The organism is Staphylococcus sp. FSL K6-3157 (assembly GCF_038005145.1).
Taxonomy (GTDB): domain Bacteria; phylum Bacillota; class Bacilli; order Staphylococcales; family Staphylococcaceae; genus Staphylococcus; species Staphylococcus equorum.
This window is the reverse complement of sequence record NZ_JBBOSM010000001.1, coordinates 1,725,075-1,744,764: the sequence shown is the minus strand read 5'-3', so window position 1 is coordinate 1,744,764 and position 19,690 is coordinate 1,725,075. Positions and strand designations below refer to the sequence as shown.

The following is a 19,690-nucleotide window of genomic DNA, read 5'->3' as shown; positions in this document are numbered from 1 at the left end:
ACATATCAAATTTAAAATTTGCATTTAATGACTTGTACAGTTATATTGAATAGTAACGAGTCCAATATAAATTGAAAACGAACTTATTTAAAATAAAGGTCTGAGGTTTTAAAATCAACAATAAAATACATTGCTGAGTATTTTTCATCATCTAAATACAATATCTAAGGGGTTTTGTCTATGAGTTTAATGAATAAGAGAGAAGCTACAGGATTAAGCATAGTTGAATTATCAAATCGCATCGCATCTTTATATAATACGAAATTAAGTCCTGAATTAATTGAACGCATAGAAAGTAAGCAAACGAAATTAAAAAATGAAGACGCACAAATATTGGCCGAATTTTTTAATACAACTTCTGAAGATTTAATGTGAATCAAACAGACTTCAAAAATTCATCCAAATAAGTGTGTAACAATAAAGTGTGCGCATCATCGCACCTGTTAAATATTGAGCTTAGCGTTATAAATTAATATTTAAAATAAATAGACAAAATTTAAAATATTAGTGTATAGTGAGCCTATAAATCTCGGCATAGTACGAGTGAATAAAGGGGCGATGTTGCAATGGTATATAATGAATACAATCAACCAATTGGTGATATAATAAATGATTTTGAAATGCCTGGTTTTCCTGAAACAAAGTCATTAAAAGGACAATATAGTCGCTTGGAAAAATTGTCAACACAACATATCGATGATTTATTCAATCATTTTAGTGTAGAAGCAGATGCGCCGAATTGGACATATCTACCTGATGAACAAACTCAAGATTTCAATCAATTTAAAGCCTACATAAATAATAAAATTAAATCAAAAGATCCTTATTTCTTTTCAATTATTGACAACAAAACGGAAGAAGCGGTTGGTATTTTATCATTGTTAAGAATAAATCAAAAAAATGCATCTATTGAAGTGGGCCATATTCATTATTCAAATGTTTTAAAACAATCACGTATTGCAACTGAGGTTCAATATTTATTAGCAAAGTATGTATTTGAAACATTAGGTTATAGAAGATATGAATGGAAATGTGATGCTTTGAATCAACCTTCTATTAAGGCAGCCAAACGACTTGGATTTAAATATGAAGGCATTTTTAGAAATCATACAATTTATAAAAATAGAAGTCGAGATACATGTTGGTTATCTATGATAGATAGCGAATGGCATGAAAATAAAATAGAATTTGAAAAGTGGCTGAATCCTTATAATTTTGATGAGTTTGGCATACAGCTTACTAGTTTATCTATGAATTAAAAAAGAGAACTAATATTTATATAATTGAATTATATGTAAAACGAAGGAGATATTTTATTGTAAACTGATAAAATATTTCCTTTTTTTTGTTTGGAATTGTTAAGCTGTATGTAGTAATTAAAACGGATGAAATATATTTTCAAATTAAAGTATAAACGGCTAGTACGGTTATTTAAATTAGCTGTTACACAATGCATGATGCATTTTTGGTCAAAATAAGTTATAATGATATGATGAATTTTTGTGAGGAGAATTATGATGACAATTAAACAGCTTGTTACGAGTCAACACCCAATTCTAAAAAGATCAATACCTGATGTTACTTTATTTGACGCTCAATTAGCGGAGTTGTTACTCGATTTAGAAGATACAATGTATGATGTAGGTGCATCCGCTATATGTGCACCACAAATTGGTATATCGCAAAAAGTGGCGATTATAGATATGGAAGTAGATGGCTTGTTACAACTGATTAATCCTCAATTAATAAGCGAATCTAATGAGAAAGTTACAGATTTAGAAGGTTCTATTAGTATACCTAACGTATATGGTGAAGTAACCAGAAGCAAAATGATTGTTGTTAAAAGTAATGATAAAAATGGTAATGAAGTTGAAATGACCGCATATGATGATATTGCACGTATGATATTACATATGATTGACCATTTTGAAGGTAAGTTATTTACTGAGCGCGTAAGTAAATTTTTAAATGAAGCTGAAATGGAGGCGTATTTTGACAATGAGTAAAATTATATTTATGGGGACACCTGATTTTTCAACTAAAGTTTTAGAAATGCTAATTGCTGAACATGATGTAATTGCAGTTGTAACGCAACCAGATAGACCAGTTGGTAGAAAACGTACACTCACACCACCACCTGTAAAAAAAGTGGCAGTAGAACATGACATTGCGGTCTACCAGCCAGAAAAATTAGCACAATCAGAAGATTTAAAAGTACTTATTGATTTAAATGCAGACCTAATCGTCACAGCAGCTTTTGGACAAATATTACCAGAATCATTATTAGCATCACCTAAACTGGGTGCGATTAATGTCCACGCATCATTGTTACCTAAATATAGAGGTGGCGCTCCAATTCATCAAGCAATTATTGATGGTGAACAGGAAACAGGTATATCTATCATGTATATGGTTAAAAAATTAGATGCAGGTAATATTATATCTCAACGCGCTATCGAGATAGAACAGCAAGATGATGTAGGTACGATGCACGAGAAATTGAGTTTTTTAGGTGCAAACTTACTGAAAGAAACGTTGCCCTCTATAATAAATGGCACCAATGACAGTGTTGTTCAAAATGAAAGTGAAGCGACATTTGCCTCTAATATTAATCGTGAAGACGAGAAAATTGATTGGACACTATCAGCAGAACAGATATATAACCATATTCGCGGCTTATCACCATGGCCTGTTGCTTATACGTTGATGGATGACGGAAATTTAAAAATATATGCATCTAGAATTGAAAAAGATAAAACGGGAGAACCAGGTACGATTATAGAAACAACTAAAAAAGCAATCATCGTCGCAACGGGCTCTAAAGATGCTATTGCTTTAACAGACATACAAGTTGCAGGTAAAAAACGAATGCTTGCTGCAAATTACTTAAGTGGAGTGCAAACGTCACTCGTTGGGAAGGTATTATTATGACAATAGACACGAATGTACGACAGTTAGCGTTTGAAACTTTACAAGACATCATTAATGACAAGGCTTATAGCAATATCATCATTAATGATGTTTTATCTAATAATGAATTAAATCGTGCAGATAAAGGATTATTTACTGAACTCGTTTATGGCACATTAAAAAGAAAATTTTCACTGGATTACCTACTAAAACCTTTCGTTCAAACAAAGCTTAAAGGTTGGGTAAGACAATTACTATGGATGAGTATTTATCAATATGTTTATTTAGACAAGGTTCCTGAACATGCGATTATTAACGAAGCAGTAGAAATTGCTAAACGTAAGGGTGGACCACATAATGGTAATGTAGTAAATGGTATATTACGTAATATTATGCGCAGTGACTTGCCAGACTTCACTGAAATCACTGATGATAAAAAAAGAATCGCTATCGAATACAGTTTGCCGAAATGGTTAGTAGATCATTGGTCGACACACTTTGGTATTGAAAAAACTGAAGCAATCGCGGAATCATTTTTAACAAAAGTAGCGACAACTGTACGTGTAAATTTAACAAGAATTTCAATTGAAGATGCAATTAGAAGATTAGTTGAAGATGATTATATCGTGGAACAAGATAACGAAATTGATACGTGTTTGCATATCAGTGGCAAACCAATTATCGAATCACGTATGTTCAAAGATGGTTTAGTTTCTATCCAAGATAAAAGTTCTATGTTCGTTGCGGAATTAATGGGATTAACTGACGGCGACGAAGTATTAGATGCATGTAGTGCACCAGGTGGAAAAGCGTGCCATATTGCAGAAGTATTAAATGGCACAGGTCATATTGATGCAACTGATATCTATGAACATAAGATAGACTTGATAGATTTCAATATTAAAAAATTACGATTGTCTAACATTTCTGCTTTTGAACACGACGCTACTGAAAAATATGGTAAAGTGTATGATAAGATTTTAGTTGATGCACCATGTAGTGGCTTAGGTGTCCTAAGACACAAACCTGAAATTAAATATGAACAATCGCAACAATCGATTCAATCATTAGTCGAAATTCAATTGGAAATTTTAAATAATGTGAAAGATAATTTAAAACCAGGTGGCACGTTAGTTTATTCTACATGCACAATTGAACAATTAGAAAATGAGAATGTAGTATATACATTTTTAAAAGATAATAAAGATTTTGAGTTTGACACATTTGAACACCCGATTACTGGAGAAAAAGTGAAAACGATGCAAGTACTACCTCAAGATTTCAACTCTGATGGCTTTTTCATTACTAGGATTAGAAGAAAGGAAAATTAAATTATGATTACTGAAGAAAAGAAGAAAAAGAATAAGTTTCTTCCCAATTTTGAAAAGCAGTCCATTTATTCAATTAGATATGACGAGATGCAAGATTGGTTGATACAAAATGGTCAGCAAAAATTCAGAGCGAAACAAATTTTTGAGTGGCTTTATGAAAAACGTGTAGATAGCATCGACGAAATGTTGAATTTATCTAAGGAACTTAGAGAAGTTTTAAAAGAAAGTTTTACAATGACAACTATGACGACAGTCGTTAAACAAGAGAGCCGAGATGGCACAATCAAATTTTTATTTGAACTACAAGATGGCTATACAATTGAAACAGTTCTTATGAGACATGAATATGGGAATTCAGTATGTGTTACGACACAAGTAGGTTGTCGTATTGGTTGTACGTTCTGTGCATCTACATTAGGTGGGTTGAAACGTAATCTAGAAGCGGGTGAAATAGTATCGCAAGTACTTACTGTTCAAAAAGCACTAGATGAATCAGAAGAACGCGTATCACAAATTGTTATCATGGGTATTGGTGAACCGTTTGAGAACTATGATGAAATGATGGATTTCTTAAAAATTGTCAATAACGATAATGGGTTGAATATTGGTGCCCGTCACATTACGGTATCAACTTCAGGTATTATTCCACGTATATATGATTTCGCAGACGAAGACATTCAAATTAATTTTGCTGTGAGTTTACACGGTGCAAATGATGAAATACGTTCTAGATTAATGCCTATTAACAGAGCATACAACGTTGAAAAATTAATGGAAGCTATTAATTATTATCAAGAAACTACAAATAGACGTATTACGTTTGAGTATGGATTGTTTGGTGGCGTTAATGATCAACTTGAACATGCTAGAGAATTAGCTCATTTAATTCAAAACTTAAATTGTCATGTTAATTTAATTCCTGTTAACCACGTACCAGAACGAAATTACGTTAAGACGCCTAAAGAAGACATATTTAAATTTGAAAAAGAATTAAAACGTTTAGGTATTAATGCAACAATTAGACGAGAACAAGGTGCAGATATAGATGCTGCGTGTGGTCAATTAAGAGCGAAGGAACGAAAAGTAGAAACGAGGTAGAGACATGCTAAAAGCACAATTTTTTACTGACACGGGTCAATATCGTGATAAGAATGAAGATGCAGGTGGCGTATTTTATAATCAAACAGAGCAACAGTTATTAGTGCTTTGTGATGGTATGGGTGGACATCTTGCAGGTGAAGTCGCGAGCCAATTTGTAACCAATGAACTGCAAAGTCGATTTGAAGAAGAAAATCTCATCGAGGCAGATCAAGCTGAAGATTGGTTGAGAACAACACTAAAAGCGATTAACCGTGAATTATATCAATTGTCAGTAGAAAATCCAAAATACCAAGGAATGGGTACGACTTGTGTTTGTGCATTAGTATTTGATAATTATGTAGTTGTTGCAAATATTGGAGATTCACGTGCGTATTTAGTGAATAGTAGAGATATTGAACAAATTACCAACGACCACTCATTCGTGAATCATCTTATGATGATCGGCCAAATTAGCGCTGAAGAAGCATTTACGCACCCACAACGCAATATTATTACGAAAGTGATGGGTACGGATAAATTAGTTACGCCAGATATTTTTGTGAAAAAAACGAATTTTTATGATTTTTTAATGTTGAATTCTGATGGTCTAACTGATTTTGTTCGTAATCATATGATTCAAGAAGTATTAATTCAAGACAATGAATTAGAAACACATGGACAAAATTTAATAGAACTTGCATTATCGCAAGATACGAATGATAATGTAAGTTTAATTTTGGCTGAGATTGAAGGTGATAAAGTATGATAGGCAAATTAATAAATGAACGCTATGAAGTGATTAAAAAACTTGGTGGCGGTGGTATGAGTACTGTCTATCTTGCTGAAGACTCGATACTCAACCGACAAGTTGCAATTAAAGCAATTAGAATTCCCTCGGGTGAAAAAGAAGAAACAATTAAACGTTTCGAGCGCGAAGTACATAACTTAACTCAACTTTCACACAACAATATTGTTAGTGTATTTGATGTCACAGAAAATGAAGAGAACTTCTTTTTAGTGATGGAATACATAAAAGGTCCAACATTATCAGAATACATTCAAGATAATCGTCCATTAGATATTGAAACTGTGTTGAATTTCACGAGACAAATTATCGATGGTATCAAGCATGCGCATGATACTAAAATTGTTCACCGTGATATCAAACCTCAAAATATTTTGGTAGAAAACGATAAAACTTTAAAAATATTAGATTTTGGTATAGCTAAAGCGTTAAGTGAAACAACAATGACCGAAACGAATCATGTGTTAGGTACAGTACAGTATCTATCTCCAGAACAAGCACGAGGAAAGTCTACAGATAATGGAACTGATATCTATTCCATCGGTGTAGTATTGTATGAAATGCTTGTTGGCAAGCCTCCATTTTCAGGAGAAACCGCAGTAAGTATTGCAATTAAGCATATACAAGACCCGATGCCCAATGTTACTGAGCATCGATCAGATGTGCCACAAGCTATAAGTAATGTTGTGCTAAAAGCAACTGAAAAAGATAGATCTGAACGTTATGAAACTGTTAAAGATATGCAAGAAGATCTTGATAGTGCATTGTCAAAAAGTAGAGAGTATGAAGCAAAATATCTGTCAGATGATGCGAACACTAAAACAGTGCCTATAAATAAAGAAGAAATTGCTAATCAAACACAATCAGAAAATCAACATAAAAATATTAAAGAAACGATGCAAATCCCTATCGTGAATCAACAAAAATTCCAATCTAGTGAAGAGCATATATATGCAGTGCCAACGAAACAACGTTCAAAGAAAAAGAAGTTTTTCTACGCTATTGTAATTATTCTTTTATTATTTGGCTTATTTGGTTTTATGGCTATGGGAATGTTTGGGAGTAAGTATTTAGAGACGCCTGACTTATCTGGTAAAACTGAAAAAGAAGCAGAAACGATATTAAAAGATAATAAATTAGAACTTGGTGATATTTCTCGTGAGTATAGTGATAAATACTCTGAAAATAAAATCATTAAAACAACACCTAAAAAAGGTGAGCGTTTAGAACAGAATAGTAAGGTGGATATCGTTTTATCTAAAGGGCCTAAATTAGCAGAAATGCCTAGTCTTTATGGTATCCCTAAAGCAGAAGCGATGGATAAGTTGAAAGACTTAGGCATTAAAGACGCTAAAGTAAAACAAGCGTATACGAACCAAAATGTAGCTAAAGGATTAATCGAAGGACAAAACGTATCACCTGGCGATAAAGTTGAAGTGAATGATAGTAATATCGAATTAACTGAATCATTAGGTACAAAACAAGTTTATGTCGAAGATTATGAAAACAAATCCTTTAAAACAGCTAAATCAGAGTTAGAAGCTAAAGGCTTTAAAGTTGTGGTTAATGAAGAACAAGACGACGACAAAGTTAAGAAAGATCACGTTATCAGCCAATCACCAAAAGGTGAAGAAGTTGATGAGGGTTCAACTATTGGATTCACAGTTTCTAAAGGAGCACCTGAGGAAAAAGATGAAGACAAAGACAAGGATAAAGAAGATTCTGATAAAAAAGATGAAGATAAGTCTAAAGATGATGAACTAGACAAAACGTATACAGAGACATATCAAGTACAGTATACGGGTGATGATGATGAGAGCCAAGAAGTCAAAGTTTATGTAAGAGATAAAGATGACGAAGGCGATTCACCTTCACAGACGTACAAGATAAAAGAAAATAAAACAGTAAAAATCCCAATGACAATTCAAAAAGGTGAGACGGCAGGATATACCATTCGAGTTGATGATAAGATCGTTGCTGATAAAGATATCCCTTATGATTTTTAGCAACACTTAACGAACAAAGAGAGTTTAGTGTTGCTTATGCAAGCCAAAGCTTGCGATCCGAACTGGCACTTAACGAACAAAGAGAGTTTAGTGTTGCTTATGCAAGCCAAAGCTTGCGATCCGAACTGGCACTTAACGAACAAAGAGAGTTTAGTGTTGCTTATGCAAGCCAAAGCTTGTGATCCGAACTGGCACTTAACGAACAAAGAGAGTTTAGTGTTGCTTATGCAAGCCAAAGCTTGCGATCCGAGCTTGCACTTAACGAACAAAGAGAGTTTAGTGTTGCTTATGCAAGCCAAAGCTTGCGATCCGAACTGGCACTTAACGAACAAAGAGAGTTTAGTGTTGCTTATGCAAGCCAAAGCTTGCGATCCGAACTGGCACTTAACGAACAAAGAGAGTTTAGTGTTGCTAATTTATCTTAGAGTCAAATAAACATAAGTGAACACCATTTCAACTGATATAAAGTCTGTTGAAATGGTGTTTTATTTTATAGGTTTTATTGTTTATATTAAGAATAGTAAGATGGTTTATGCTGATTTTTATACGAAATAGTCTTAAATCATATTTAAATTAAAAAGGCTTTGCTATAATATATAAGATAATAGTTTTTAAAGAGAGGTGTCTAAGTGAAGACAGGACGCATTATAAAATCATTAAGTGGCGTTTATCGTGTAGATGTAGAAGGTGAAATGTACGATACGAAACCACGCGGTTTATTCAGAAAAAATAAATTTTCACCAATCGTTGGTGATGTAGTTGATTTCGAAGTTGAGAATATAACAGAAGGATATATTCAATACGTTCATGATAGAAAAAATGAATTAAAAAGGCCACTTGTTAGTAACGTGGATCATCTTATATTAGTAATGAGTGCAGTAGAACCTGATTTTTCAACGCAATTACTAGATAGATTTTTAGTCATTGCGCATTCGTATCATATGCGCCCGCGTATTCTCATAACTAAAAGAGATTTAGCCTCAGTTGAAACGCAGCAAAAAGTTACACAATTGTTAAATATTTATGAAAATATGGGCTATAAAACACAATTCATTAGTATCGATGATGATATTGAACCTGTTTTTGCTGCTTGGGGGGAAGGACTTGCTGTATTAAGCGGCCAATCTGGTGTCGGTAAATCAACACTATTAAATAAATATTTTCCAGAACTGAATATTGAAACGCAACATATTTCAAAAGCACTTAACCGCGGTCGTCATACTACAACACATATAGAACTTTTTGAACGAAGCCATGGTTATATAGCAGATACGCCTGGGTTTAGTGCGTTAGATTTTACACATATCCAAAAAGACGAATTAAAAAATTACTTTATGGAGATTAATGAATACGGCGAAAAGTGTAAATTTAGAGATTGTAATCATATTAATGAACCAAAATGTAATGTGAAAAATGAGTTGGAAAATGGTAACATTGCACAATTCAGATATGACCATTACTTACAACTCTTTAATGAAATTGCAAATAGAAAGGAAAGATATTAAATGGCAAAACTTTATCCATCATTATTATCAACTGATTTTTTAAAATTACAAGAAGAATTAACAGCATTAGAAGAAGCAGGTGTAGACGGTGTACACTTTGATGTTATGGATGGTCAATTCGTGCCAAATATTTCGATTGGTTTACCAATACTTGAAGCAGTGCGTAAAGGTACGCGACTGCCAATTGATGTTCATTTAATGATTGAAAAACCAGAAAAATATGTCGAATTATTTGCCGACTACGGTGCTGATATGATCTCAGTGCACGTAGAAGCAACACCACATATTCATAGACTAATAGAACAAATAAAGAATAAAAATGTAAAAGCAGGTGTTGTAATCAATCCTGGCACACCCGTGGATGCAATCTTACCAGTGATAAAAATGGTGGATTTTGTATTAGTGATGACAGTGAATCCTGGTTTTGGAGGTCAATCATTTATTAGTGATACTGTTGTAAAATTAGATCAACTATCGAAAATCAAAGATGAATTGAACTTAGAATTTGAAATCGAAGTAGATGGTGGTATTAACAATGAGACTGTTGAAACTGTTATAAACCATGGTGCTACAATGTTAGTTGCGGGGTCATATTTCTTTAAACATGATGATTACAAAGAAGTAACGAAAACATTGAAAGGCTGAAGCTAATGAAAGTGAATTTATTGTGTGGCAATAGAAATTTGCCTGAAGGTTTATTAAAGACAGAAACAGATGCGCATTGGATTGGGGTTGATCGAGGAGCGTTACTTTTGATAGAAGCAGGGATAATACCTCGATTTGCTGTAGGTGATTTTGACTCAATTACAAGTGAGGAAAAAGCATTTGTTGAAAAACGAATTGACATTAATCCATTTAATTCGGAAAAAAATGATACAGACCTAGCTTTAGGTATTGATCAAGCAGTGACCAATGGTTATAAAGAGATTTGTGTTTATGGTGCTACAGGTGGTCGATTAGATCATTTTATGGGCGCGTTACAAATTTTAGAAAAACCAGAATATACAGAGCAAAATATTGTCATTAAACTTATTGATGTGAATAATGAAATTCAATTTTTAAAAACAGGGTCATATACGATTCAGAAAAATGACAACTATCGTTATATCTCATTTATTCCAGTCACTTATCCTACGGTTATCTCGTTAAATAATTTTAAATATAATCTTGAAAAGGAACAACTTAAACTAGGATCTACGCTTACGATTTCCAACGAACTCAACCAAACAGAAGGTGATGTGAATATTACTGAAGGCAACGTATTAATGGTGAGAAGTAAAGACTAAAATCCAATAACATAATAACGCTTATGTTTATGAGTTAATTTAAATGAGCGCATAAAAAAAGACCATTCCTCCACATAAGGACTGGTCTTTTCGTGCATTATATTTATTAAACTCTAGTTACTTTACCAGATTTTAAAGCACGTGCAGAAACCCAAACTCTTTTTGGTTTTCCGTCTACAAGAATTCTAACTTTTTGAAGGTTAGCATTCCATCTTCTTTTAGAAGAATTTAAAGCGTGAGAACGATTGTTTCCAGTTGAAGCTTTACGACCTGTTACGAAACATTGTTTGCCCATGAAAGTACCTCCTTTAATAAATATAAATACACGCATCTACTACATACTTGAATAATGTACCACAAATAAAATTAGATGTAAATAAGAAGAATGAATTTTTCTATTTACATAGATTCTACTTTTGTTAAAATCAAATTATGGTATAATTATAAACTGTGGATAAATGTAAAAATTTGCTTAATTAGATAAATTATATTATTTGTTAATTTTATAGTTAATTAAACAACCATAAACTAGGAGGCCCAATTTAAATGACATTAGAAATCACAAATGATTATGGTAGTATAGACATTTCAAACGAAGTAATAGCTTCAGTTGTGGGTAGCAAAGCAGTAGAATGTTATGGGATTGTAGGAATGGCTTCTAGACAACAAGTAAGAGATGGAATTGCTGAAATATTAGGGCATGAAAATTATTCAAAAGGTATTGTTGTAAGAGAAGGCAATGGCGTTATAGATGTTGATATGTATATCATTGTAAGTTATGGTACTAAGATATCTGAAGTAGCAAGCAATTTACAGTCAACAATAAAATACACATTAGAGCAAACATTAAAAGTAAAAGTAAATTCAATAAATATATTTGTACAAGGTGTTCGAGTTAATAATGGCACTAAGAACTAGGAGGACAATACGTAATGGTTAGCGAAATTAATGGTAAATTATTTGCCGAAATGATTATACAAGGGGCACAAAATTTATCAAATCATGCAGACTTGGTTGATTCATTAAATGTGTATCCAGTACCAGATGGAGATACAGGGACAAACATGAATTTAACGATGACATCTGGAAGAGAATCAGTAGAAGAAAACTTGTCACAGCATATCGGTGAACTAGGAAAAACATATTCAAAAGGTTTGTTAATGGGCGCTAGAGGGAACTCTGGGGTCATCTTATCACAACTATTTAGAGGATTCAGTAAAAATTTAGAAGCGTATGATGAAATCAATGCACAACAATTAGCAGAAAGTTTCAAAGCTGGCGTAGAAACTGCATATAAAGCAATTATGAAGCCTGTGGAAGGTACGATATTAACCGTAGCTAGAGATGCTGCAGATGCTGCTATGCGCAAAGTAGAAGAAACTGAAGATTGTATCGAATTGATGACATATATTTTAGAAGAAGCAGAAATCTCACTAGAAAATACACCTAATTTATTGCCTGTATTAAAAGAAGTGGGCGTAGTAGATAGCGGTGGTAAAGGTTTAGTTGTCGTTTATGCTGGCTTCCTTAAAGCGTTAAAAGGTGAAACGGTAAGTGCTGAAACAGCCAAATTAGATAAAGATTCTTTAGTTAATGAAGAACATGATTTTCATGGTGTAATTAATACTGAAGATATCGTTTACGGTTATTGTACAGAAATGATGGTTCGTTTCGATAAAAATAAAAAAGTATTTGACGAACAAACGTTTAGAGAAGATATGAGTACATATGGTGACTCATTATTAGTCATAAACGATGACGAAATCGTTAAAGTGCATGTACATAGTGAAAAACCAGGTGATGTGTTTAATTATGGTCAACAGTATGGAGAACTTATTAAATTAAAAGTAGAAAACATGCGTGAACAACATCGAGAAGTTGTAAAAAAAGAACAAGTAAGTCAAAGTGATGCTCAAACACCTGAAACAGTTGAAACAGCAGTTATTGCTATTTCAATGGGAGATGGTATATCTGAATTGTTCAAATCAATGGGTGCAACACATATGATTAGCGGTGGTCAAACAATGAATCCATCAACTGAAGATATTGTTAAAGTAATTGAGCAGTCACAATGTAAACGCGCAATTATTTTACCAAATAATAAAAATATTATGATGGCTAGCGAACAGGCTGCAGATATCGTAGGTGCTGAAGCTGTAGTTATCCCAACTAAATCAATACCACAAGGCATTGCTGCACTCTTTAATTATGATGAATCAGATGCTCTTGAAGTTAACAAAACACGTATGGTTGAATCACTTGAAGCAGTGACGTCAGGTTCAGTGACATATGCTGTAAGAGATACAAAAATTGATGGCGTTGAAATTAAAAAAGACGCATTTATGGGCTTAGTTGAAGATAAAATCGTTACGAGTAACGAAAATGAATTTGAAACTGTTAAAGGTTTATTGTCTGAAATGATTCAAGATGATAGTGAAATCATTACGATGATTGTCGGTGAAGATGCAAATGCATCATTGACTTCGGATATTGAAACTTGGCTTGAAACATCTTATCCAGAAATTGAATTAGATCAACATGATGGCCAACAACCTGTATATCAGTATCTTTTCTCTGTAGAATAAATATATTTATTGAACACTTGTATATAAGGATAGCTTCCATTTTAGGAAGCTATTTTAAGTTGTCGACAAGGTCTAAAAGCTTTGTTGGCAATTTTTTTATGCACGCTTTACGTTGGTATAACTACAGCTTTATTCTAAATTTCATCCTCGCTTGTCTAGGGCATGACCTCAGTTTATAGTCATTGACTCATACTGGATAATTCGCATTATGACAGGCGTCTTAGATGAAAATTCAGAAACTAAAAAATATAGAGTTAGTCTACTAAGGATAAAATTTTTGATAGCAATTATTTTATCGTATGCAAAGATTTGTATAATTAAATTAAATGGAAACATTTTTATTTATTTAAACTTTCTACAACAATATTCTTGTTTTAAATAAGAATAATGCAACCAGTATTGGTTTATAATGTCTAGCTTAATTGTTATAATGAGTTGCATGCATATAAATGTAAGCGCATTACATTAGAAACATTAAAAATAAGAGTGGGGTATAATTATGAAATATAAAACAGTTTTCGATATTATAGGACCTACAATGGTGGGGCCGTCTTCATCTCATACTGCTGGTGCAGTAAGAATTGGATTAGTAGCAAAAGATTTATTTAATCAATTGCCAAAACAAGCTGATATCTATCTTTACGGTTCGTTTATGGAAACATACAAAGGACATGGTACAGATGTAGCACTTGTTGGTGGTTTACTAGGTTATGATACAGATGATGACCGTATACAAACAAGCTTAGAAACAGCTGAGCAAATGGGAATGAAAGTGAATTTTATAGAAATGGCTGAAGAAAGATCACATCCTAACACTGCTATTATTAATATGAGAGATGCTGATAAAGAAATTTCTGTTGAAGGTGTTTCTATAGGTGGCGGCAAAATAGAGGTAGTTGCGATTAATGGATTTAATATTGCGATTAGCGGTAATTATCCAGCACTGCTTGTTTTTCATAAAGATACTTTCGGCACAATTGGTCGTGTAGCAAATATTTTAGGTGATTCTAGTATTAATGTTGGTAGTATGCAAGTTTCTAGAAAAGAAAAGGGCGACCAAGCATTAATGACTTGTGAGTTAGATGAATCTGTGACAGATGAGATTATAGATAAAATTAAAAACGTCGAAGGTGTAGTGACAGTTTCACTCATGGGCGACGCCTAATGGAGGGTAAGGCATGTTTAAAAGTGTGAAAGAACTAGTAGAAAAATGCGAAACTGAAAATAAAAAAATTCATGAAATCATGCTCGAGCAAGAAATGGAAGTTACTGGCTTATCTGAAGCTGATATTTATGCCGGTATGGATAAAAATTTACAAACGATGGAAAATGCACTTGATGAAGGTTTAGAAGGGGTAACTTCAACTACCGGATTAACTGGTGGAGATGCTGTGTTAATCAAAAATTATTTGAAGACAGGTAAATCATTATCTGGCCCAACTTTATTGGATGCAGTGAGTAAAGCAGTTGCGACAAACGAAGTCAACGCAGCAATGGGTAAAATTTGTGCAACTCCTACTGCCGGATCTGCAGGTGTAGTACCAGGCGTATTATTTGGACTCAAACCACGCCTTGAACCTACTAGAAAAGATATGCTGAACTTTTTACTTACCTCAGGAGCATTTGGTTTTGTAGTTGCCAACAATGCATCAATTTCAGGTGCGGCAGGCGGTTGTCAGGCAGAAGTTGGTTCTGCTGCAGCGATGGCAGCAGGTGCAACCGTGGAACTCGCTGGCGGAACACCACAACAATCGGCTGAAGCTTTTGCAATTTGTTTGAAGAATATGCTAGGTTTAGTATGTGACCCAGTAGCTGGCTTAGTCGAAGTGCCTTGCGTGAAGAGAAATGCTGCAGGCGCATCAAACGCAATTGTCTCTGCTGATATGGCTTTAGCAGGTGTAACTTCAAGAATCCCTACGGATGAAGTGATTGAAGCAATGTACAAAATCGGCCAAACAATGCCATCAGCATTGCGTGAAACTGGTCGTGGAGGTTTAGCTGGTACACCAACAGGTCAGCGTCTAAAACAAGAAATATTTGGTGATTAAAAATGTCAAAAGTCAATTTAATAGATAGTCCTTTTCCTTTATCACAGATAAAAGGACTGGGGCCAAAAAGGTTGTCCGTATTAAATGAATTAAATATCTATACTGTTGAAGATTTAATTTTATATTTACCAACCCGTTACGAAGATAATACAGTAATTGACTTGAATACGGCCGAAGATCAAGCGACAGTGACAGTGGTAGGAGAAGTATATTCGACACCTACTGTCGCTTTTTTTGGTCGTAATAAATCTAAGTTAACCGTACATATCATGGTCAATAATATTGCTGTAAAATGCACTTTTTTCAACCAACCTTATTTAAAAAAGAAAATTGAATTGCATGGTACGGTTACGGTAAAAGGTAAATGGAATAGAAGTAAGCAAGAGATAAATGGCAGTAGGATGTTCTTCAATCAACAAGAGTCTCAAAACTCACAATTTGAACCTGTTTATCGTGTTAAAGAAGGCATTAAACAAAAACCATTGAGAGATATGATTCGACAATCATTGGGAGAAGTCACAATACATGAATGGCTCTCTGATGAATTGAGACAAAAATATAAATTAGAGTCATTAGAGAATACGATTAAGGCGTTGCATTTTGCGACAGATAAGTCATCTTTGTTAAAAGCACGTAGAACGTATGCTTTTACAGAATTATTTATGTTTGAATTACGAATGCAATGGCTAAACCGCTTAGAAAAAACATCAGATGAAGCGATTGAAGTAGATTATGATATCAATTTAGTGAAATATTTTATTGATAGTCTTCCTTTTGAACTCACTGATGCGCAAAAACATAGTGTAAATGAAATATTCAGAGACTTGAAAGCACCAATAAGAATGCATCGTCTCTTACAAGGTGACGTTGGTTCAGGTAAAACTGTCGTAGCAGCAATCTGTATGTATGCACTGAAAACTGCAGGATTTCAATCAGCATTGATGGTGCCTACTGAAATATTAGCGGAACAGCATGCAGAAAGTTTAGTTGAAATTTTCGGTGACAGGATGAATGTGGCGTTACTTACAGGTTCAGTTAAAGGTAAAAAGAGAAAGCTGTTGTTAGAACAACTACAAAATAATGAAATTGATTGTATTATCGGCACACACGCCTTGATACAAGACGATGTAGTATTTAATAACGTTGGTTTAGTGATTACAGATGAGCAACATCGTTTTGGTGTGAATCAACGTCAATTGTTGAGAGAAAAAGGTGCGATGACTAACGTCCTCTTCATGACTGCTACACCCATTCCACGAACATTAGCTATATCCGTTTTTGGAGAAATGGATGTGTCATCCATTAAACAATTACCAAAAGGTAGAAAGCCGATTATTACTTCATGGTCCAAACATGAAGCCTATGAAAGTGTACTCAATCAAATGACTTCGGAATTAAAAAAAGGTAGGCAGGCATATGTAATTTGTCCTCTAATTGAAAGTTCTGAGCATTTAGAAGACGTACAGAACGTTGTTGAGTTATATGAATCGCTACAGATATATTATGGTTCTGAAAAAGTAGGACTACTACATGGTAAGTTGCATTCAGAAGAAAAAGATAGAGTAATGCAGCGATTTAGTAATCACGAAATAGACGTTTTAGTATCAACTACCGTTGTAGAAGTAGGTGTTAACGTACCTAATGCAACGTTCATGATGATTTATGATGCTGATCGTTTCGGTTTATCTACATTACACCAATTAAGAGGGCGTGTAGGTAGAAGTGAAGAGCAAAGTTATTGTGTACTCATTGCTTCACCGAAAACAGAAACGGGTATTGAACGAATGAATATTATGACGCAAACTACAGATGGTTTTGAATTAAGTGAACGTGATTTAGAAATGAGGGGTCCAGGTGATTTCTTTGGTGTGAAACAAAGTGGTTTACCTGACTTCTTAGTCGCAAATGTTGTTGAAGATTATAAAATGTTAGAAGTAGCAAGAGATGAAGCGGCTGAATTAATTCAGTCTGGTGTCTTTTTCGAATCACAATATCAAATGTTGAGAACATTTGTAGAAGAAAACTTATTATATATGAGTTTTGATTAATAAAGAAGGCACAAAATAATAAAACAAGTGCTATTATGAACTAATCCCAAATTGTGGGAATAAAATAAAAACACTTTCGTTGAATTCATACTAAAATGAATTTATACGAAAGTGTTTTATTTTGGCTATAGACTTTTAACGATTGGTGAGTAAAGTAAATAATCTCTCAGCATTTATTGTTATATTGGCGGTAGATGACTGAACTGAAAATGCCTGTATACTAAGTTTTTAAAGCACTACTACTTCATTTATGAAGATAAGTAGTGATTATGCAACAGCTTTAGCTCTTGTTTTCCATTTTCTAGCCGTCTTTGCTGGGCTGGTTCATACGATGAAACCTTGTTAGAAAAATTAGATTTCTGTCTGAGTCCGATACCCTAGGGAGGCACGCGCTTTTAAAACGGAAAATTTTAAATAGAAAAGCACTAATCCATTATAAACTAATAGATTAGTGCTATAAATTTGAGAATGGGATATTTATGCCCAGCTCCCGCTGAAACGAGAATGTATAATGTTTGCTGGTATTTTAATTAACACCTACGTCAGTCCAAGCTTTTTCAATTGCTTTAGATGTTTCGCTATTCGTACCATAAAGGTGGTTAGAAGCTTCTTTTAATGATGCTTTTGCATCAGAAAATTGGGCGTTTGGTGTTAAGTATTGTGTGAGTGCTAAATAATAAATTTGTTCAGCTTTTTCTTGGCCAATTGCATTAATTGTTAGGTATGCAGCTTTGTTAGGGATGCCACTATTGGTATGAACACCACCACTATCTTGGCTACCTTGTAGATATTGATCCATATGGGCAGGTTGGTTATACTGTTCTGGATTTTTTAAACTTCTTAATGCATCGCCATCTTTATTTGGTGTATATACATCTTCACCTAGTAACCAATCGTCTGAATCAACAAAATAACCAAAAACGTCAGAGAAAGATTCGTTTAATGCACCCGACTGATGACTATACTCTAAACCAGCAGTTCGTTCTGTTACTGCATGCGTGAGCTCATGGGCGACGATATCATTCGCACCTGACAATGCGTTAAACGTCTGGCCGTCTCCGTCACCATAAATCATATACTGACCGGTCCAAGCAGCGTTATTAAAGCTTTTGTCATAATGGACTACCGAATCAATGTCACCGCCGTTATTATCATAACTGTTTCTATCATGTTTATTTAGGAAATAGTTATAGACTTCTTTTGCGTAGTAATGAGCGTCTACACCAGCGCGCTGATCTTCTTTATTGAAATTATTGCTGTCATTTGTAATAGGTGAATAGGCATTTGTGGTCTCATTTGCAGTTTTAGTTTCTATAATTGCATCTTGAGAAGTATCGAGTAATGAATATGAACCATTTGCTTTTGTAACGCTTAAAGGTTGTTTTTCATCTCCATTAACGCCTGTTCCTTTACCTTCAGTTGTTGCATTTTTGATAACGTTTTGTTTTGTTAATATTTCACCAGTAGTAGCGTCAACTTGAATTTTCCAATGTGCTGCTTTAGGGGAAATATAATTAAGTTCGATATCATAAACAAGTCTCTGTTTATCACTATTTATATCAAGGTTATTTTTACTGACTACAGGATAGCTTTTTATATTTTTTACATCAGACTTTGCTTTACCTATAGCTTCAAAAGCTTTATTTTCAGCGTTAGCAGAAGATAATTTAGCTTCATTCTCTACCTTTATGTATGGTTTATCTACATTACCATTTATTAATGTTACATTACCTTTATTATTGACATGTACTTTAATTGTTGTGCCTTCTGATGTAACGTCGTTTACCTTTGGTTTCAATGCGTAATGCGTGACACCAGTTTTATCTTGTTGCTTATCTATTACGTTGTATTGTTTGAAAGCTTCTTTATTTATAGTTTCTTGCTTGGTCTTGGATGATTGATTAACAAGAGATTGTGCATTATTTTGTAAAAATTGTTCTACATCTGCATTATTATTAATCGTAGGGGTATTTGATGATTCTAAACTTTCAGGTTTAATACTATTACTTTCTTGTGCATGAGCATAGCTTGTAGTAAAGGCTAATAATGAACATGACAGTAATGTAGTTGATAATACTTTTTTCAT

19 protein-coding genes are annotated in these 19,690 nt (G+C 33.8%); 17 read left to right on the top strand and 2 right to left on the bottom strand.

All coding sequences use genetic code 11. The features are described from left to right. Positions 1 to 180 precede the first annotated feature (180 nt). The 12 genes from MHB47_RS08355 to MHB47_RS08300 all read left to right on the top strand — a co-directional run bounded on the left by MHB47_RS08355 (position 181) and on the right by MHB47_RS08300 (position 10,923). On the top strand, positions 181 to 375 hold the full coding sequence (locus tag MHB47_RS08355; RefSeq protein WP_002512295.1) for a helix-turn-helix domain-containing protein: 195 nt from the start codon (positions 181 to 183) through the stop codon (positions 373 to 375). 191 nt (positions 376 to 566) lie between these two features. Further along, on the top strand, positions 567 to 1,259 hold the full coding sequence (locus MHB47_RS08350) for a GNAT family N-acetyltransferase (protein ID WP_202808887.1): 693 nt from the start codon (positions 567 to 569) through the stop codon (positions 1,257 to 1,259). A 258-nt stretch (positions 1,260 to 1,517) separates the two neighbouring features. Next, positions 1,518 to 2,006: a peptide deformylase gene (locus MHB47_RS08345; RefSeq protein ID WP_340757302.1), complete on the top strand. Its 489-nt coding sequence runs from the start codon at positions 1,518 to 1,520 to the stop codon at positions 2,004 to 2,006. After that, the gene (gene fmt, locus MHB47_RS08340; RefSeq protein ID WP_340756121.1) at positions 1,999 to 2,931 is read left to right on the top strand and encodes a methionyl-tRNA formyltransferase; all 933 of its coding nucleotides are present in this window, start codon (positions 1,999 to 2,001) and stop codon (positions 2,929 to 2,931) included. The genes MHB47_RS08345 and fmt overlap by 8 nt, the downstream gene beginning before the upstream one ends. A 2-nt stretch (positions 2,932 to 2,933) precedes the next feature. Then, entirely contained in the window at positions 2,934 to 4,241 is a 1,308-nt protein-coding gene (gene rsmB / locus MHB47_RS08335; RefSeq protein ID WP_340757301.1) for a 16S rRNA (cytosine(967)-C(5))-methyltransferase RsmB, read from the top strand. Positions 4,242 to 4,244: 3 nt separating this feature from the next. Continuing rightward, positions 4,245 to 5,339, top strand: coding sequence for a 23S rRNA (adenine(2503)-C(2))-methyltransferase RlmN (gene rlmN, locus MHB47_RS08330; protein ID WP_002512298.1), 1,095 nt, complete (start codon positions 4,245 to 4,247; stop codon positions 5,337 to 5,339). 4 nt (positions 5,340 to 5,343) lie between these two features. Continuing rightward, positions 5,344 to 6,087, top strand: coding sequence for a Stp1/IreP family PP2C-type Ser/Thr phosphatase (locus MHB47_RS08325; protein WP_021338713.1), 744 nt, complete (start codon positions 5,344 to 5,346; stop codon positions 6,085 to 6,087). Further along, positions 6,084 to 8,132, top strand: a complete 2,049-nt coding sequence (gene pknB, locus MHB47_RS08320; protein WP_340756119.1) for a Stk1 family PASTA domain-containing Ser/Thr kinase — start codon at positions 6,084 to 6,086, stop codon at positions 8,130 to 8,132. Before MHB47_RS08325 ends, pknB begins: the two co-directional genes overlap by 4 nt. A 36-nt stretch (positions 8,133 to 8,168) precedes the next feature. Further along, a complete protein-coding gene (locus MHB47_RS08315) occupies positions 8,169 to 8,567 on the top strand; it encodes a hypothetical protein (protein WP_340756117.1) in 399 nt (132 codons plus the stop codon). A 194-nt stretch (positions 8,568 to 8,761) separates the two neighbouring features. Beyond that, the gene (gene rsgA / locus MHB47_RS08310) at positions 8,762 to 9,637 is read left to right on the top strand and encodes a ribosome small subunit-dependent GTPase A (protein ID WP_021338716.1); all 876 of its coding nucleotides are present in this window, start codon (positions 8,762 to 8,764) and stop codon (positions 9,635 to 9,637) included. Next, the gene (rpe, locus tag MHB47_RS08305) at positions 9,638 to 10,282 is read left to right on the top strand and encodes a ribulose-phosphate 3-epimerase (protein ID WP_340756115.1); all 645 of its coding nucleotides are present in this window, start codon (positions 9,638 to 9,640) and stop codon (positions 10,280 to 10,282) included. It abuts the gene before it with no gap. Between the two features lie 5 nt (positions 10,283 to 10,287). After that, positions 10,288 to 10,923, top strand: a complete 636-nt coding sequence (locus MHB47_RS08300; protein WP_069812493.1) for a thiamine diphosphokinase — start codon at positions 10,288 to 10,290, stop codon at positions 10,921 to 10,923. Between the two features lie 106 nt (positions 10,924 to 11,029). Here MHB47_RS08300 and rpmB read toward each other — a convergent pair whose 3' ends face one another. Continuing rightward, positions 11,030 to 11,218: a 50S ribosomal protein L28 gene (rpmB, locus tag MHB47_RS08295; protein WP_002507894.1), complete on the bottom strand. Its 189-nt coding sequence runs from the start codon at positions 11,216 to 11,218 to the stop codon at positions 11,030 to 11,032. Positions 11,219 to 11,469: 251 nt separating this feature from the next. Between rpmB and MHB47_RS08290 the strand changes: the two genes are divergently transcribed. From MHB47_RS08290 to recG, 5 genes are all read left to right on the top strand, one after another. Next, the gene (locus tag MHB47_RS08290; RefSeq protein WP_021338719.1) at positions 11,470 to 11,841 is read left to right on the top strand and encodes an Asp23/Gls24 family envelope stress response protein; all 372 of its coding nucleotides are present in this window, start codon (positions 11,470 to 11,472) and stop codon (positions 11,839 to 11,841) included. A 14-nt stretch (positions 11,842 to 11,855) separates the two neighbouring features. Continuing rightward, the gene (fakA, locus tag MHB47_RS08285; RefSeq protein ID WP_340756111.1) at positions 11,856 to 13,508 is read left to right on the top strand and encodes a fatty acid kinase catalytic subunit FakA; all 1,653 of its coding nucleotides are present in this window, start codon (positions 11,856 to 11,858) and stop codon (positions 13,506 to 13,508) included. Between the two features lie 499 nt (positions 13,509 to 14,007). Further along, positions 14,008 to 14,673 carry an L-serine ammonia-lyase, iron-sulfur-dependent subunit beta gene (gene sdaAB / locus MHB47_RS08280; protein WP_002507891.1) on the top strand — a complete coding sequence of 222 codons (666 nt, stop codon included), beginning with the start codon at positions 14,008 to 14,010 and terminating at the stop codon, positions 14,671 to 14,673. 13 nt (positions 14,674 to 14,686) lie between these two features. Then, positions 14,687 to 15,556: an L-serine ammonia-lyase, iron-sulfur-dependent, subunit alpha gene (sdaAA, locus tag MHB47_RS08275; RefSeq protein ID WP_002507890.1), complete on the top strand. Its 870-nt coding sequence runs from the start codon at positions 14,687 to 14,689 to the stop codon at positions 15,554 to 15,556. 2 nt (positions 15,557 to 15,558) lie between these two features. Further along, complete coding sequence (gene recG / locus MHB47_RS08270; protein ID WP_340756109.1) at positions 15,559 to 17,604, top strand: ATP-dependent DNA helicase RecG; 2,046 nt, start codon at positions 15,559 to 15,561, stop codon at positions 17,602 to 17,604. A gap of 526 nt (positions 17,605 to 18,130) precedes the next feature. Here recG and MHB47_RS08265 read toward each other — a convergent pair. Next, positions 18,131 to 19,690: a M4 family metallopeptidase gene (locus tag MHB47_RS08265; protein ID WP_340756107.1), complete on the bottom strand. Its 1,560-nt coding sequence runs from the start codon at positions 19,688 to 19,690 to the stop codon at positions 18,131 to 18,133.

Coding starts and splice junctions, on each gene's coding strand:
- MHB47_RS08355 (WP_002512295.1), top strand. CDS start 181: ATGAGTTTAATGAATAAGAGAGAAGCTACAGGATTAAGCATAGTTGAA.
- MHB47_RS08350 (WP_202808887.1), top strand. CDS start 567: ATGGTATATAATGAATACAATCAACCAATTGGTGATATAATAAATGAT.
- MHB47_RS08345 (WP_340757302.1), top strand. CDS start 1,518: ATGACAATTAAACAGCTTGTTACGAGTCAACACCCAATTCTAAAAAGA.
- fmt (WP_340756121.1), top strand. CDS start 1,999: ATGAGTAAAATTATATTTATGGGGACACCTGATTTTTCAACTAAAGTT.
- rlmN (WP_002512298.1), top strand. CDS start 4,245: ATGATTACTGAAGAAAAGAAGAAAAAGAATAAGTTTCTTCCCAATTTT.
- MHB47_RS08325 (WP_021338713.1), top strand. CDS start 5,344: ATGCTAAAAGCACAATTTTTTACTGACACGGGTCAATATCGTGATAAG.
- pknB (WP_340756119.1), top strand. CDS start 6,084: ATGATAGGCAAATTAATAAATGAACGCTATGAAGTGATTAAAAAACTT.
- MHB47_RS08315 (WP_340756117.1), top strand. CDS start 8,169: ATGCAAGCCAAAGCTTGCGATCCGAACTGGCACTTAACGAACAAAGAG.
- rpe (WP_340756115.1), top strand. CDS start 9,638: ATGGCAAAACTTTATCCATCATTATTATCAACTGATTTTTTAAAATTA.
- MHB47_RS08300 (WP_069812493.1), top strand. CDS start 10,288: ATGAAAGTGAATTTATTGTGTGGCAATAGAAATTTGCCTGAAGGTTTA.
- rpmB (WP_002507894.1), bottom strand. CDS start 11,218: ATGGGCAAACAATGTTTCGTAACAGGTCGTAAAGCTTCAACTGGAAAC.
- MHB47_RS08290 (WP_021338719.1), top strand. CDS start 11,470: ATGACATTAGAAATCACAAATGATTATGGTAGTATAGACATTTCAAAC.
- fakA (WP_340756111.1), top strand. CDS start 11,856: ATGGTTAGCGAAATTAATGGTAAATTATTTGCCGAAATGATTATACAA.
- sdaAB (WP_002507891.1), top strand. CDS start 14,008: ATGAAATATAAAACAGTTTTCGATATTATAGGACCTACAATGGTGGGG.
- sdaAA (WP_002507890.1), top strand. CDS start 14,687: ATGTTTAAAAGTGTGAAAGAACTAGTAGAAAAATGCGAAACTGAAAAT.
- recG (WP_340756109.1), top strand. CDS start 15,559: ATGTCAAAAGTCAATTTAATAGATAGTCCTTTTCCTTTATCACAGATA.
- MHB47_RS08265 (WP_340756107.1), bottom strand. CDS start 19,690: ATGAAAAAAGTATTATCAACTACATTACTGTCATGTTCATTATTAGCC.